The sequence below is a fragment of the Methanosarcina hadiensis genome, assembly GCF_046529725.1.
In the GTDB taxonomy this organism is placed as follows: domain Archaea; phylum Halobacteriota; class Methanosarcinia; order Methanosarcinales; family Methanosarcinaceae; genus Methanosarcina; species Methanosarcina hadiensis.
In genome coordinates this window covers 3,536,218-3,553,093 of sequence record NZ_CP136241.1, presented here as the reverse complement: position 1 = coordinate 3,553,093, position 16,876 = coordinate 3,536,218, and the positions used below count along the sequence as shown (strand labels likewise).

Annotated in this window: 11 protein-coding genes; 8 read left to right on the top strand and 3 right to left on the bottom strand. The window is 39.2% G+C overall.

Annotation, left to right across the window (positions count from 1 at the left end; all coding sequences use genetic code 11):
- Positions 1 to 166: 166 nt before the first annotated feature.
- Both RSJ42_RS15210 and RSJ42_RS15205 read right to left on the bottom strand, forming a co-directional pair.
- A complete protein-coding gene (locus tag RSJ42_RS15210; protein ID WP_410508105.1) occupies positions 167 to 1,627 on the bottom strand; it encodes an oligosaccharide flippase family protein in 1,461 nt (486 codons plus the stop codon).
- Between the two features lie 352 nt (positions 1,628 to 1,979).
- Entirely contained in the window at positions 1,980 to 3,605 is a 1,626-nt protein-coding gene (locus RSJ42_RS15205) for a right-handed parallel beta-helix repeat-containing protein (protein WP_410508104.1), read from the bottom strand.
- A gap of 1,826 nt (positions 3,606 to 5,431) precedes the next feature.
- On the opposite strand from RSJ42_RS15205, the gene RSJ42_RS15200 reads away from it, so the two are divergent.
- A complete protein-coding gene (locus tag RSJ42_RS15200; RefSeq protein WP_410508103.1) occupies positions 5,432 to 6,502 on the top strand; it encodes a polysaccharide deacetylase family protein in 1,071 nt (356 codons plus the stop codon).
- A 179-nt stretch (positions 6,503 to 6,681) separates the two neighbouring features.
- Here RSJ42_RS15200 and RSJ42_RS15195 read toward each other — a convergent pair whose 3' ends face one another.
- A complete protein-coding gene (locus tag RSJ42_RS15195; protein ID WP_410508102.1) occupies positions 6,682 to 7,587 on the bottom strand; it encodes a glycosyltransferase family 2 protein in 906 nt (301 codons plus the stop codon).
- Between the two features lie 868 nt (positions 7,588 to 8,455).
- On the opposite strand from RSJ42_RS15195, the gene RSJ42_RS15190 reads away from it, so the two are divergent.
- From RSJ42_RS15190 to RSJ42_RS15160, 7 genes are all read left to right on the top strand, one after another.
- Entirely contained in the window at positions 8,456 to 9,343 is an 888-nt protein-coding gene (locus RSJ42_RS15190; RefSeq protein WP_410508101.1) for a DUF1616 domain-containing protein, read from the top strand.
- A 2-nt stretch (positions 9,344 to 9,345) separates the two neighbouring features.
- Positions 9,346 to 10,188 carry a CPBP family intramembrane glutamic endopeptidase gene (locus tag RSJ42_RS15185; RefSeq protein ID WP_410508100.1) on the top strand — a complete coding sequence of 281 codons (843 nt, stop codon included), beginning with the start codon at positions 9,346 to 9,348 and terminating at the stop codon, positions 10,186 to 10,188.
- An 894-nt stretch (positions 10,189 to 11,082) separates the two neighbouring features.
- Positions 11,083 to 11,751 (top strand): acyltransferase, encoded by a 669-nt coding sequence (locus tag RSJ42_RS15180; RefSeq protein WP_410508099.1) that lies wholly within the window; start codon positions 11,083 to 11,085, stop codon positions 11,749 to 11,751.
- A gap of 62 nt (positions 11,752 to 11,813) precedes the next feature.
- Entirely contained in the window at positions 11,814 to 12,896 is a 1,083-nt protein-coding gene (locus tag RSJ42_RS15175) for a DegT/DnrJ/EryC1/StrS family aminotransferase (protein WP_410508098.1), read from the top strand.
- A gap of 45 nt (positions 12,897 to 12,941) precedes the next feature.
- The gene (locus RSJ42_RS15170) at positions 12,942 to 13,880 is read left to right on the top strand and encodes a UDP-N-acetylglucosamine 3-dehydrogenase (protein ID WP_410508097.1); all 939 of its coding nucleotides are present in this window, start codon (positions 12,942 to 12,944) and stop codon (positions 13,878 to 13,880) included.
- Positions 13,881 to 13,975: 95 nt separating this feature from the next.
- On the top strand, positions 13,976 to 15,403 hold the full coding sequence (locus tag RSJ42_RS15165) for a nucleotide sugar dehydrogenase (RefSeq protein WP_410508096.1): 1,428 nt from the start codon (positions 13,976 to 13,978) through the stop codon (positions 15,401 to 15,403).
- Positions 15,404 to 15,467: 64 nt separating this feature from the next.
- Positions 15,468 to 16,508, top strand: a complete 1,041-nt coding sequence (locus RSJ42_RS15160; RefSeq protein ID WP_410508095.1) for a polysaccharide deacetylase family protein — start codon at positions 15,468 to 15,470, stop codon at positions 16,506 to 16,508.
- The last annotated feature ends 368 nt before the right edge of the window (positions 16,509 to 16,876 follow it).

Below are 16,876 nucleotides of genomic sequence, written 5' to 3'. Positions count from 1 at the left end.
CCTTTGAATTTTTTAAATCCCTTTGAATTTTTTTGAATTTTTTGAATCTTTTTGAATTCCTTTGAATAATTTTTTGCGTCTATAGATGCAAAAAAATTCTTCTTTCTTCTTTCTTCAAGTTTTTTCCGGACATTGTTTTTCAGCCTTATTGGAAATTAAATTATTCTCAGATTCTTTTTTTCGCGCTAACTAAAAAGCTCAAAACTACTTTTCTAAACATGGGGTCTTCATGAAAAGTTACTCCGTAATAGATCGGCGTTATTATCGCCACTACAATGAGCATAATATAAAAGTTTGAGGTGAGCGCTTGCAGCATAATTAACGGAGCTGCAATAACAAGACTGATCAACATGTACTTTATGAGGATTCCAAAGCTTTCTTTCTTGTCAATACCTACCAGGTTCAGCAGATATTCATTGTTCCAGAGCCAGAATATGACTCCGGTAAGACTAAAAAAGCCAAGGGCAAACTCTGGCCCCCCATAGGTCCCTCCTATGTACAGTGCTGCTATCCTCGAGATTAAGAGAATTATACTGAAAGTAAGCCAGACAGACTGTTTATCGTATATATTGTACAGGGTTGAAATAGGCAAGGACAGGAAGACCAGGAATATCCAGGGCAAAAGGATCTTCATATATGTACCTGAGACAGACCAGCTTTCACCGAAGGCAAATGTGAATACCTGCTCTCCTATGATCATCAGGAGTATCATAGGGAATATTCCGATTGAGATCAGTTTTTTATAGACTTCTTCCACAACGGTTTTCATATCTTCCTCCAGATTTCCGTTTTTAACCTCGCTGACTTTCTGGAAGAAAACCTGTCCAATAGCATTGCCGACGATCGTCATTGGCATGTTAACCACCTGATATGCAAGTGAATAGTGCCCTACGACCGTTGTCCCGTAAAAAAGTGCGAGCATAAAAGTAGGTACCTGTGGAGAGATTGTATTTGCAATCATGGACCAGGAACTGAACAATGGGAAGTTTTTATACTGAATGGCAAGTTCTTTGATCCTCAGGAGAGAGACTTTCCTTAAAACTTTAATATCATTTTTTATGCCCTTGAGCATCAAAATATCTGCAAATATGTATCCCGCAATAACTCCCAGGAGCAGGCTTACGGGAGATACGATCCATTTTGCCAGCCCTATCTGAAACACTTTCCCTAATAAAGTATTAGAAACTCTGGCTCCGGCTATGACTCCAAAACGGATTTTTCTTGAAAGCCAGTAATTCTGTACGAAAAACAGGCCGTTAAGAAAGACTATTATTGGAAGGTAAATTAAATATCTTGAAGCACCGGGTGCATTCAGGATCTCATCAATATTTTCTGGAAGAAATAATACCACTATGCCTGTAAATAAAGATGTAAGAGTTACAAGAATGATACAGAGAATTACGATATTTATCGAGTCTTCGTCTTCTTTAGGGAGCATGATTGATAACTGGTATGAAAAAGTAGATACTATTGCAAGGATGCCTGATATTGAGAGAATTAACTGAAAAATCCCAAAATCATTTGGGCTGTAAATCCTGGTGATTACAGGAATGAGAAGTATACTCAGAGCCTGTGCAATCACGCTTCCTGAAATTATCTTCAATACATTAGTGACAAAGTTTGACATACTTTCTTTTCCATTTTGAAATTTAAGGACATCAGGTAATGGTTATGCATTGGTTTCTCAACGAATCCACGTGACCTGAAGGTTTTCATTTTTTATTAAGGTTGCTATATAATCTGAAGGTTTTCTGTAACCTCTGTTTTTTAGTTTCCCTTCCACGCAATATGAGAAAGATTTCTCTGTTATCATGCACAGGCGTATATTTAATCCCGAACCTTTCGAAAAGTTCTATGAAATGAATATGCTTTTTCGCAGCATTCCGGATTGGGGCTTCAGGAAAAAATTAAATTTAAGGATTTTGGCAGAAATCCATGGATTTTTAAGGTGGAATTTTAAGGATTTTTAAGGTAGAATTTTAAGGAAGGATCAGTAAGAATCCCCTCATTATTGTTTTGAATACTCTCCATGCAGTTAAGACCGTTTGTTTCCTCTGGAATTCGTATTCGGTTGCTGCCGGAGATATTGAGGCGTATTCGGTGTTTCCGTACCTTCCAATGTTTATCCGGTCCCCATTGTCTTCCGGCTCATTTGAATAATCGGAAGAAGGATATCCGGCATCAATGCAGGGAGAACTCACCCTGTCATTTACCCATGCCTTACCATTCCACCTCCCAGCCGAGGATTTCAGGTGGTAATCATGGTTTTTCCTGTCTGCGAAGAGGGGGTTCTCATGAATATCGCTTTCCGAAATCGCATTTTTATAGCTCCCTCCCTTGTTTTTATACACGCAGTTATTTTCCAGCACAAAGTTGTGGGTTTCAGGGAAATTATCAATAATTCCATAACCCGTCCCTTCCGGGCTGTACTTGCGTTTTAAAGTATTTGTTATAATATTGTTACGAACTATAGTCGTATAATTCCCATCCGTACCTTCTGGAGTAAAGTCAATGTTATAACGCGGGCCGGTTGGATATGTATACACAACAGCAGCATTGTAATTGCCATCAAAAACGTTGTTTTCTATGAGAGTGTCATAAAACCCGCTTGTTACTATGCCGCCAAGCCAATCATAAGTTCGATGCGTGCCACAGCCATAGAATATGTTGTGGTGTATGTGGACATTCTGTGCCTCATTTTTTGCGTATGGCTCGCCAAATGCTATAAGCCAGATCCCTGGGCCATACGTATCGTAGATTGTATTATTATAAACTTCAATATCATTCATCGGCTGAGCCCTTGATGCTCTGATATACTGTATCTGAATCCCGGGACCGCCTGCATCGTCCTCGAATTCGGTGTATATAGTGTTATCATGGAATTTTACATGGTTTGAATTCCAGATCCTCAGTGCAGAATTTGTTTTACACCTTATGTTATTATTCCATGCTTCTATATTCTGGCATTCGATTGCATAAAGGCCGTCGTGGCCAAGCTTGTAAATCCGGTTGTCATGGAATTTTATGTTTTTGCTGTCTTTTATTTTCAGCCCGTCTCCGTGGCTGTCATGCATATACATATTATAAATACTTATATTGTCACATTTGAAGAAATGGATTAAATTGTAGTATCCGTCTCCTCTCTTTTTTTCAATATTCCCTTCATAGTTACCATCGATCTCAAAGCCGGTTATAGTAATGTTCCGGGAACCGGAACTATTCATCTGGGTTATCAGTGGCTTCTGGTGAGGCCAATCTGCTTTATCCTCAAGCTTTACCACGGCTGTGGGGTCCCCTTTAAGGGTCGTATTGCCTCCTATAAAAATACTGTCTGAGATCACGTAAGTGTTGGGGCCTTTCAAATAAACGGTGGTGAATTCCGGATTTTCTGCCACATATGCGAGGGCTTTATTGATCTCTATCTGATCATCAATCCCATCACAGTTGAAATCTCCACCTCCATCTCCTGCTACATAAACTGTCATATCACGCGGAGAGTCGGAAGGGGCAACTGTTCCTGTTGTAAAAAAAAAGATGAGGATTGTAATAAAAACTCCTATCTTCTTCCTGTCTTCGTATACGTGTTTCAGATATTTTCCATCCATTTAATATCCCTATACCTTTGATATTAACCCCTTCAACTTGAACAATTTTCTCAAGCAATATTACCGGTAAAATTTCATGAGTGGATTAATATATTTTTAGATATTTCATGGTTTTAATCTTTATACGGATCATTAGATTTTATCTGCTTTTCAGTTTTTCTAAACCCATCCTGCATACGGTACATAAGTGTTAAGCATTGATTGTAGATGGTACAAAAAGCTTACGTATTTAAGTTCCAGCAATTATGTAAAGAGAAAACATTCTTTTCTGCAGGCTACGGAAACTTTAAAGGGATCTATTGATCGAAATTGACGAAATTTCTCTCTTTCAATTCTTTAACTGCATTAAAAATTTTGCAGAAGAAGAGGTACTTAGAAGGACAGTATTCATAAATATCTCTGGCTTCCTGAAGGGATAGAATACTTCCCGTTGTAAGAATTTACCTGAACTACTTCAAATCAAAAACGTTTACTATTGAGATACGAAACTCTATTGGATCCATTTTAGTGGAATAAAAAGAGTTTCACTTTTTGTCTTCATAAAAATAATTACAACTTTCTTTCAATAGCATATATTATTTTTTAATATATTCATTAAATATTAATTTGGAAATAAAAACGTATTTTTTTCAGGAATACTGTTAGAGAAACTATTATCCAGCTTAATTCCTATTGAAAAAAGTAAAATTCCTTGATTAAATAGGAATTAAGTACGCTCCTGCAAAATACAGAGTCTGGAACCGGAGGGTCCAGGGGAGTCTTTCGAAAGGGTATCCAATACTAATCCAGAAGAAGATGCGACCATATGTTCGTTTCGGAAATTCCTGAAAGAGAAGCAGCCGCAGCCCATCTAACCTCAATGATAAGAAATTCACTGTCATCCGGTCTTAAGTCCTGAATCCGGTTTTTAGCAGGGCGGGCTCAAGTGCTCTTCTATGTTACAATGAGTTTCTTGCCCTGAAGTCCAGCAATTTCGAATACATAAACGTTATGAAAGCAAACACTCCTGAATCTGCCGATTTTATCATTAGCTTTTCTCCTGATCTTGAGCCTTTTGAGCCCGAACCTTATTACTCTGTAAGCCGCTACAGTAAAAATGCCTCTTAATGAGAGTTTTTACAATCTCATACACAAAGAGGCTGAAGAGCCCTTAATTAATTGAATAGCCTGAAGCCGGCCCGAAAAGTCGTATAACTTACTTTAAATTTTTTTGTAGGACGATCAGAACTCCATACTCCTTATTTTAAAAAATTTAAAGATAGTAACGTTTTTTTGAACTGGTATAAAAGTTGAACTAAAGAGCCCAGCCTTATCACCAGATAACTATCTGGAATGCGCTTTTTTTAAAAAACAGGCATTTTGGGCAATAATTAACCTTTATATAAGCACATAATAGCTCCCATGGGTAAATAGAGCCCTATTACTCCCATTTAGACTTTAGAATATCTCTTAGGAAATTAATAAATGAAAAGAAATATATGGTTTCAAGAAAAAACATTTACAGAAGAATGCAAATCATAAAGGTATGGATACTAAATAAATTATTAATTACAAACATAAAATCTCAATTTATTAATAATGAAATATTTTAACTACGAGAGGAAACTAAAAACTAATAAAAAGCAATTGGCACAGTTCCAGGCAGAAAAATGGTAATAATAATGTCCTGATCCTGTCCAGTGACTAAGAAATAACGCCTGAATAAAAAAGAAGCATCTACAATGTCCGTTACCGATTATATTACAATAGAAGCAAATTTTCTGTGAAACCCGGCAAAAGATTGTAATAAGCTGCACAGAATCCTGCTTTTCAGGTAGGTTTAAAAAATGGAAAACTATGATCTTATTAACTGCTGCAATCAACTGGAGGGAAATGTTGAAATAATTAAAAAAAGGGAAGACCTCTGGGACCTCTATACCAAAAAAGAAGAATACAATTCCCCATTTACCGACAAATACGGCCGATTCCCTTATTATCTTAGCAAGCACAGGAATATTTTTGAGCCGACTATTTCCCAGTTTTTAATAGGTAATAACCTTGAGCTGGAATATCCTGAAAATAAAAATTTCGCAGTATGTCTTACCCATGATATTGATGTTATATACCCTGACAGAATAGTACCGTCTGCCAGAGCTATACTGGAGAGAAAGTTCTCTGACGCATTTAAAATTCCTTTTTCGAGAATTTACAGGCCCTGGAACTCATGCTGGAACTTCAGGCAAATAATGGATCTGGAAGCAAAATATGGGGCGAAGTCCAGCTTTTATTTTTTGGCTCTGAACCCTGGCGAGCAGGACTTTAATTACAGAATTGAGGACCTTGAACCTGTACTCCGTTTAATTTCCGACAGTGGCTGGGAAGTAGGTCTGCATGGAGGGCATGAGTCTTATAACAGCTTTGAAGATCTCCGGGAGAAAAAACGCAGGCTAGAAAAAGTCCTGGGAAAAGAAGTAATCGGATATCGAAACCATTTCTTGAGGTTCAGGGTCCCAAACACCTGGGAATTATTAAGCAAAGCAGGCTTCAAATATGACAGCACATTTGGATACCCTGACTGCCCCGGGTTCAGGAACGGTATGTGTCACCCCTTCAGGCCCTATAACTTTGAAACGGGAGAAAAAATCGGCATTCTTGAAATCCCTCTGACAATCATGGACCGTACTCTTGGAAGTTATATGAGACTTGACCTCGAAAATGCCTGGAGGCTTGCAAAGCAGCTTATTGATACTGTGGAAAAGTATAAAGGAGTGATAACAATTCTCTGGCACAATACACAGATGCAGGGAGAAAATCTGAAATTCTATGAAAATCTGCTTAAATATTGTTCTGAAAAGAATGCCTGGTTAACGAGTGGAGAAAATATCTGCAACTTCTGGGAGTCCAGGGTCCATAGTTAAGGTTTTTGTGAAAAACGCTTTTAATTCCTGAGCTTTAAAACCAATTCTCTCTCTGTTTTTTACTCAGGAATCTTATTACAGAAAAGCCTCCATTCTTCAAAAAGTAACTGGAGGGTTATTTTTAAGAAACCTAGCTAACCTGAATTTTATATTACTGGACTGTTCTTAAATTAACCATTTTAATTTTGTTGTCTTCGGCTCTGTTCATTTAAAAATATCATTCTTGAGATTGCATGCAGTATAATCCCTGTAAATATCATGAAAGCTCCTATGATTGTCAGCATAACCATAAGGAGTGTTGGTCCGAAACGCAGATGACCTCCAAAGATGTAATCCTGAACAAACTTAAGACCCATAAGAAAGCCTGTGGATGCCATGATGAGGCCAGGGACAGCAAAATAATACAGGGGGCGTCTGTATTCCATGTCTTTTAAAAGTTGAAACAGGACGCGCGGACCATGAATGAAAGGATGCTCACTCGAGCAGTCTTCAAGATCGTATCTGCAATGGATCTCTACTTCAGTAAATTTAAGTTTGTGATCTCTTGCCTGGATAAGAATTTCAGAACCTGCAGACATGTCTGTGCCGTAAAGATTGATATTCTCAATAGCTTTCCTGCCATACGCGCGAAAACCACTTTGAGAATCAGTGACATGCAGGCCGCCTGCAATGTAAGTTGCAATATCAAGTACTTTCATTCCAAATTTACGGTAAATAGGAACGTTTTTCCCGTTACCGTTGACGAAACGTGAGCCAATAACGAGATCAAAACCATCCTTTAAAGGCTCAAGAAGTTTGGGAATTTCAGAAGGATCATGCTGACCGTCGGAATCGATTATAACCATAGCGCCTGCACCAAGGTTGCGGGCAGTTTCAAAGCAGTTTCTAAGGGCTGCTCCATAGCCCTGGTTGACTTCATGGCGCACCACATAAGCACCAAGGGATTCAGCGATATCGACAGTATTATCAGTACTTCCATCATCCACAACCACAACTCGGTCTACGTATTTTCTGCAGCCCTTAATTACATCGCCAATGGAATGGGCTTCGTTATACGCAGGCATGGCTGCAATAGTAATGGTCATGTATAATCAACTACCTCTTATATCAAAGAATTAAAATGTTTCTACAGTTGCCTTTCCATAGAGAAATCCACGAGATTTCATATACAGTAAATACATTTTTTAGAGCACGTGTTTTATAAATTTTCAAGGGTTTTCAGGGATCGCCTGCAAATACAGGTGCAAATGCATTGCTGGAGATTTTTATCCTCCTATTAGGGAAACGAAAGATGTTCTGCAGGCAACTCATAGATCTGAATAAGACAAGTATTTGTTTTAATATATGAGCTATATAAACATTTAGACACGAAAAATAGTTTATCAGTGATCTAGATAGCGAAAAAATTTAATCCCGATTAAAAGGTTTATTAGTCATAAAACGTCTTTAAAAGCACGAAAAAAATTACAGTTTCAATTATATGAATATAAAATTTTATAAAGGAAACAAATTTAACAGTGTTTTCTTTAAAACAATGCAACATAAAAATATAAATTAAAATGCTGGTTAAAAGTCATTATAAAGTAACCTTTAAACTTAATCCAGGTATATAACTTCTCAAAAAGGTTACAGAGAATAAGCATATTTATATAATAACAAACAGGAAAAAGGAAAGATATTTTATACAAAAAGAGAATTTGATCTACTCAAATTACATCATTATTGAAATAATATGGATTATTCGCAAAGTAAGCTTTACTATCTAAAAATAAAGTTTTTGAATTGAATTTCTGGTCCTAAACTCTTCTTAATGGAAGATTACAGCAGACCAGCCGGAAAATGCCTGAAAGGTCATCAAAATACTGAAGATCAACCTTAAATGGCAGAAACAGTCTGATAAAAGAAATAAACTGGAAAGCAGAAAAACATTAAAACCATTTTATGAGGAGTCATATGGCCGGAAACAGGAAGTTTCCATCTGACCTGTTCTTTGTAGTGGGTCTTGTAATTCTTATAGATATTTTCGCACTTATTCCTGTGCTCAGTGAGAGTTTTATTCGGACAGTCCTTAGCCTGCCGTTGATATTATTTCTTCCAGGGTATGCTCTTATAGCCTTATTATTTCCAACAAAACAGGGACTGGAAGGAATTGAGAGGGCAGCACTTTCTGCAGGAACAAGTATCGCAATCGTGCCTCTTATAGGACTTGTACTCAGTAGTACCTCATTCGGGATAAGGGAAATGCCTCTTCTTGTAAGCCTCTCTGCGTTCACTCTCCTGGCATGTGCAGCAGCATATGTGCGCAGGCTACGGCTTCCGGAAGATGATATTTTCGAGGTTCCTCTCGGAACCTATGCCCGTTCATTATTAATTGAAACCCTGGGAAAGCAAGAATCTCCTGCAGAAAAAACCCTGAATATCGTTCTGGCAATTTCCGTTCTGGCCCTGGTAGGATCTGTTGCTTACGTAACAATAATTCCCCATCAACATGAGCCGTTTACGGAATTTTACATTCTCGGGTCAGAAGGGCAAGCTGATAATTATACAACAGAGTATATACAGGGAGAAAGCGGGACAGTAGTTATTGGGATTACAAATCATGAACTAAGAACGGTAGACTATACGCTGGACGTCAGACTCAAAAATAAATCATTGGCGCTGCCTGAGAACCTGAGGCATATACGGCTCGAAGACAATATGACTCTGGAAGAACCGCTTGAGATAACTCCTCCTATTGAAGGAAAAAATATGGAGCTTCAGTTCCTGCTTTTCAATGACACCGAAAAGGAAGTGCCTTACGAGGATCTGCGCCTCTGGATAAACGTTACCGGGGAGGCCTGAAAATGGAAATAAGTGAGAATAAGGAAATAAGAACGCCTGAATACCGGGAAATGTATGTGCCTGAAAACAGGTCAATATCAGAGCCTGAACTAAGAAGCAAAGGGTTTTACCTTATGTTTCCGGTTCTGGTAATAGCTATTGCGGAATTTATGATATACTCCGGAAGAGTTATAGAAGCCATGGAGGTACATGCGGTTCTCCTTTTTGGACTTTCTCTTTCCATGCTGTATATAAAAAATGAGGAGATCCAGAAGACTTACCAGGCATTTATCCTGCTGCCGGTTCTCAGGCTGGTAAATCTCTCAATGCCGGCGTTTTATGAGATAACCATTTACTCTTTTGTTTTTATCTACGGGCTCCTCACGATTCCGGTAACCATTGCACTCACGAACCAGGGATTTACCCGTGAGCAGCTTGGAATAACCTTCAAAAGAATGTGGGTCTACATTCCACTCTCAATAATTATGGGTCTCCTTCTTGGACTAGGGGAATATCTTATAATTGAGACAAACTATCTGATTCCAGATCTTTCGATAATTCCCCTTCTGATCCTTATACTTGTAATGGTTTTCTTAGTAGGCCTTGTTGAAGAGATCATTTTCAGGTCCATTCTGCAGAACAGGCTCGAAATGTTTCTCGGAAGCCGCGGAGGAGTAATTGTTACAAGCGTCGTGTTCGGATTAATGCATTCAGGGTATGGGAATGTGATTGAAATATTCTACGCATTCCTGATGGGTTTTATTATAGGATATATGTTCTATAAAACTCGAAGCCTTCCCCTGGTCACAATGATTCACGGCTTCACAAATGTATTCCTCTTTGGGGTTATCCCCCATCTCTTCTGAATTTATTTTTAGAAATCTATTTTTTTCAGGTTTTTCCCAGGAAGCTTCTCATTCTGCCGAAAGATTGTATTTACGGTAAAGGTAAAATGAAAGCTTAAAAGAAAAAGAAGGTACACAAATAACTTGACAAATAACTTGACAAATAATTTGACAAATAACCTGACAAATAACCTGACAGATAACGTGATAGAAAAAAAGGAACAAAATCTTATTTTTGACGAGAATAAAGATCAGTTTATAAATATAGAATATAAAGGATATGACTCCTTTTTTTGAATAGATATTAAGTCTAAGAATATATAACCCTTTAATACTGTTAAAAATACTGTACTATTCCTCCAGAAAGCAGAAAATATGCATTAATTAAATGCATATCATAAATTTCCCATTTCAGGCTGAACATAATCTTACCAGGGGAAGGGCTTAAGATGATTTTTGAGCGAGAGAAGATAGTTTATATCGGAGAACTATCATATAAAATTACTACTGTAGAGGTTTGGCATAGAAAAGTATTGTATATGGGTCAAAACATAAACGTAAATATCTATAAATAAAAATATTAAGAGAGATAAATGGATAAGTGCTCAAGATATTTAAATTACGACCCATGCTACAAATTGCATCGATCTTTTAAAAATAAAGAAAGTAGTAAATAGAAAATAAACCAAATTAGTTAAATAATTATAAAGTGTATTCAGACTAAAAATTCGTATAGTTAGAGAGTAAAAGGGAGTGAGTTACAGGGAAAATATTGTCCTGGATAGGCTGGAGCATAAATAACAGATATTCCGGAACAGAAAAACAAATACATAACTTTAGTTTAAAAAACACAAAATGTTTTTGATCCCGTTCGAAATATATCAGTGAAATAATGTATATGAAAAGGGGAACGATATGAATTCAAAACAATTCAAAATCCATGATTCTTCTAAGATTTATGGTAATTCTGTAATTGGAAAAGATACGGTGGTTTTGGAGAGAGTGATACTGGGGTATCCGGAACACAAAGTTCTCATGGAGATTCTAAAAAAGAATATAGAAATAGAGGACTTCGACTTTCCAGGCTGCACTATAGGCCCAAATTCTATGATTAGAGCAGGCTCTACTATTTTCTCCGGTGTCCAAACCGGAAGAAACTTCAAAACCGGACATAATGTGATGATAAGAGAAAATACACAGATAGGGGACAATGTACTTATCGGAACAAATGTTATCGTAGACGGAAACGTGAAGATAGGAAATAATGTCAGCATTCAGGGGAATGTGTACATTCCAACGAATGTGGTTATTGAAGACAATGTATTTATCGGGCCATGTGCTGTTCTTGCCAACGATAAATACCCAATCCGTAAAAAGTACGAACTTAAGGGCCCTGTTTTGAGAAAAGGAGCATCCGTCGGTGCGAACGCGACTCTGCTTCCCGGAGTAGAAATTGGAGAGGGAGCAATGGTTGCTGGGGGAGCTCTTGTAACAAAAGATGTCCCTCCATGGAAACTGGCAATCGGAGTTCCTGCCAGAATAAACGAACTCCCGGAAGATCTTAAAAAGTTGAACAGGATATAAACCCATTAAAAACCAAACCGAAATAAACAGAATAATCATTGTGATTAATAAGAGGTCCAAAAATGATCCCAATCGCCAAGCCCCTGCTGGGCAAGGAAGAGATTGATGCAGTAACGAAGGTCCTGAGTTCAGGCATGATTGCACAGGGACCTAAAGTAGAAGAATTTGAACTTGCGTTTTCTGAGCACACAGGCTGCGAATATGCAGCTGCTGTAAACTCCGGCACTGCAGCCCTGCACATTGCACTTCTTGCCCATAACATTGGAAAAGAAGCTGAAGTAATTACAAGTTCTTTCTCATTTATTGCCACTGCAAACACCATCCTTTATACCGGGGCAAAACCTGTTTTTGCAGATATTAACCCGGATACGTATAATATAGATCCGGAGAGGATTCAGGAAAAAATCACTTCAAAAACAAAAGCCATTATTCCTGTTCACCTTTACGGACAGTCTGCAGATATGAAAGCCATAATGGAAATCGCTGAAGACCATAAACTTGTCGTGATCGAAGATGCCTGCCAGGCGCATGGTGCGGAATGCCACGGAAAAAAGGTAGGCAGTTTCGGGACAGGGGCATTCAGTTTCTATCCTACTAAAAATATGACAACAAGCGAAGGCGGAATAATTACAACCGATGACAGGGAAATTGCAGAAAAATCAAAGATGATAAGGGCTCATGGCTCTAAAGTTCGCTATTTGCATGAAATGCTTGGTTTTAACCTGCGCATGACTGATATTGCAGCCGCAATCGGGCTTGTTCAGCTCGAAAAACTGGATGGATTCAATGCTGCCAGGCAGAAAAATGCATCTATGCTCTCAGCCGGATTAAAAGGCGTTTCAGGGATTGTGCTTCCGGCAACAAAACCCGGCAGCACTCATGTATTCCATCAGTATACAATAAGGGCTAAAAAGAGAGACAAACTGGCAGATTTCCTGAAGGAAAAGGGTATAGGTACGGGAGTTCATTACCCTATACCTATCCACAAACAACCCTACTATATCGAACTTGGGTACAGAGACTCCCTGCCTATCTCGGAAAAAGCAGCGGAAGAGGTCCTCTCCATTCCAGTACATCCTGCTATATCCGGAGACGATGTGCAGAAAATAATTAATGAGGTTAAAGAGTTTTATGCAACCGCCTGATTAATTTTAAGGCTGGAGCCGGATTCTTAAAAGGGAAGTGAAATTTTGATAAGAGTTGGAGTAATAGGCACTGGTGCTATGGGTCAGAATCACGTCCGTATTTACAGTGAGATGGAGGGCGTGAAGCTTGCCGGAATATCGGATGTAGACCAGAACAGAGTCGAAGCCATGGCTGCCCAGTTTAAAACGAAAGCCTTTACGGATTATAAAAAAATGTTTGCAGAAGGTCTTGATGCAGTAAGCGTCGTTGTACCTACAAAACTGCATAAACAGGTAGTTCTTGATGCCCTTGAGGCAGGGCTTCATGTTCTTGTTGAAAAACCAATCGCCGACACGATTGAAAACGCAGAGCTGATGATCGAAGCTGCAAAGAAATCTAAAAAAGTGCTCATGGTAGGGCATATAGAACGATTCAATCCTGCAGTCATAAGGCTCAAAGAGATTATAAATTCAGGCATTCTGGGAAAGATAGTATCTATCTCTACAAGGAGAGTAGGTCCCTATAACCCAAGGATAAGAGATGTCGGTGTAATTCTGGATATCGGTGTCCATGATATAGATATCATCTCGTATCTTTACGGAAAGAAGATAAGAGGAGTTTACGCCATTGCAGGTGCGGATATCCATTCTTTTGAGGACCATGCCTCAATCATCCTGCGTATGGACCATAACTTTGCAGGAGTTGTGGAGACAAACTGGCTGACCCCTCATAAGGTAAGACAGCTGACAGCAATCGGGGTCAAGGGTGTAGCTTATCTCGATTATCTCGACCAGACAGTCGAGCTGCATGACAATGGCTGGATAAGAAAAGCCAAAGTCGAACCAAGCGAGCCTCTGAAAAATGAACTCGCTTATTTCATAGATTGCGTTCAGACAGGCAGGGAACCCAATCCCTGTGGTGAAGATGGAAAACATGCTCTTGAGGTAGCAATGGCAGCTATCAGGTCTTACGAAGAAGAAAGACTGATTGAAGTAGGTAAGTAAACCGCATAAAAGATAAATGGTTAAGGAAAACAGGAACTCGAAAGCCTCAGGAAGTATGAAAGAATAATTAAAAAACAAACCGGAAAGTGATAATTATGAGTAAATTAGAACAACTTCTAAAGGAACGCGGACCTATAAAAAAGATAGGTGTACTTGGCATGGGGTATGTAGGAATCCCAGCTGCTGTCCTTTTTGCAGATGCTCCCTGTTTTGATAAAGTGCTCGGCTTCCAGCGCAACTCAAAAAGCTCAGGCTACAAGATTGATATGCTTAATCGGGGGGAGAGCCCGCTCAAAGGAGAAGAGCCGGGCCTTGAAGAACTTATCGGAAAGGTTGTAAAAGCTGGCAAATTCGAATGTACACCTGATTTCTCAAGAATTTCCGAGCTTGATGCAGTCACACTTGCAATTCAGACTCCTTTTGCAGACCCCAAAGATCTGGAACCTGATTTCAGTGCCCTTATAGACGGGATCAGAAACGCAGGAAAATACCTCAGACCTGGTATGCTTGTAGTTCTTGAGTCCACGATTACTCCCGGAACAACCGAAGGAATGGCAAAACAAATCCTTGAGGAAGAGTCCGGATTAAAAGCAGGTGAAGATTTTGCACTTGCTCATGCCCCTGAAAGGGTAATGGTGGGCAGGCTTCTGAAGAACATACGAGAACACGACAGGATAGTGGGCGGAATCGATGAGGCAAGTACAAAGAGGGCTGTAGAGCTATACTCGCCTGTACTCACTGTTGGAAAAGCTATTCCAATGAGTGCAACTGCAGCCGAAGTTACAAAGACTGCAGAAAATACTTTCCGCGACCTTCAGATTGCAGCAATCAACCAGCTCGCCCTTTACTGTGAAGCTATGGGCATAAATGTTTATGATGTCAGGACAGGCGTGGACAGCTTAAAAGGTGAAGGTATTACAAGAGCTATCCTGTGGCCAGGAGCAGGCGTTGGAGGCCACTGCCTTACTAAAGACACATATCACCTGGAAAGGGGAGTTAAGATTGGAAAGGGAGAACTGGATTATCCCGAAGGCGCAGACTCAATTTACGTGCTTGCAAGAAAGGTCAATGACTTCATGCCCGCACATATGTATAACCTGACTGTTGCTGCTTTTGAGAGGCTTGGGAAGAAGATGAAAGGCTCAAAGGTCGCAATGCTCGGATGGGCATTTATCAAAGATTCTGACGATGCCAGAAACACACCCTCAGAACCATACAGGGACCTCTGCCTGAAGGCCGGTGCAAGCGTTATGGTGCATGACCCGTATGTTGTCAATTATCCGGGCGTCGGGATTTCGGATAATCTGGAAGAGGTTGTGAAAGGCGCAGATGCTGTAGTAATACTTGCAGGGCACAGCGAATACTCTGGCTTGAAGGCTGACTGGGTAAAGAATGCAACTGCAAAAGCAAATCCTGTTATTGTTGATGGAAGAAATGTCATCGAGCCGGATGAATTTATTGGGAAAGGGTTTGTTTATAAGGGGATTGGGAGGGGAGACAAAAACTTACATAAAATAAAATGAAGGGGAATTTTCCCCTTTTTACTGCAATATTTTGTCTTTTATATATGGGAGTAGGGCGAGAATTATGTATGACAAATTGAAGGAAAACGAAGAACTCTGGGAACTTTTTACAAGGAAAGAAGAGTACAGCGCAACTCTTCGTGATGCGTACGAGAGATTTCCTTACTATCTGAGCGGTCACAGGAATATTTTTGAGCCAAGGGTTTCTAAGTTTCTATTAGAAAACGGGTTGAAGCCGCAATATCCTGAAGAAAAAAAATTTGCTGTCTGCCTGACACATGATATCGATGCGATTTACCCGCCACATCCGATTGTCGAATCTTTCAGGGCTCTTTCCAGAGGAAAACTGGCTGAAGCAATGAAAACTCCTTTCTCAAGAGTTAACAGGAAGTGGAATCCATGCTGGAATTTAAGGGAAATACTTGCTCTGGAAGAGAAGTATAATGCAAAATCCAGTTTCTATTTTCTTGCCCTGACCTCCGGGGAAGCAGACTTTAACTACAACATTAAAGACCTTGAGTCCGAACTTGGTATTATCTCCGACAGCGGATGGGAAGTTGGTCTTCATGGAGGGCATGAGTCTTACAACAGTTTTGAAGATCTCCAGGAAAAAAAAAGGCGGCTTGAAGAGGTTTTAGGGAGAACGGTTATCGGGTACAGAAACCATTATTTAAGATTCAAAGTACCGGATACATGGGAATTATTGAGTAAAGCAGGTTTTAAATACGATACTACACTCGGATATTCGGATTGTGCCGGGTTCAGGAATGGGATGTGCCATCCGTTCAGGCCCTTTAACTTAAATGAAGGGCACCAGATAGATATTATGGAAATTCCACTGGTGATCATGGACCGTTCGCTTTTCAGAGATTATATGCGCCTTGATGTTAAGAAAGCATGGGAATGTGCCAAACATTTGATCAATACAGTTGAGAAATATAACGGCGTGATTACTATTCTATGGCATAATAACACCTGCATTGAAGGAGAGAACCTTAAATACTACGAAAAAGTGCTTGAGTACTGCGCAGCTAAAGATGCATGGATTACAAGTGGGGAAGAGATCTACAGTTGGTGGACGAACAAAATTGAGCCTGGAATTTGAAGGATAATAACACATTATTTCTTGAAAAATCATATTTATTGACAAAAGAGAAAACAACATCAATCTTCAATATCCTAAAAAAACTCTTTTTTACCGTAAATTCGACTGGCTTAAGTAAATTTTTTGGTATTATTGACAGAAAAGTTTTATCTGTTAAAAAGTTAACAGCGACTATCTTTTAAAGTATGATGGTAATGTTGTCAGCAAGGGATAATATCTGTAAGGGATAATATCTGTAATTCAAGATAAAAGAAACTATTAGTTACATCGGTATGGTGACGTTTATAATGCATTTGTACTGCAGTCATTCAGGTAATCTGCGATAAAGAATTCAGAGCTTTTTAAGATAAGCAACGCTTGAAGAATTG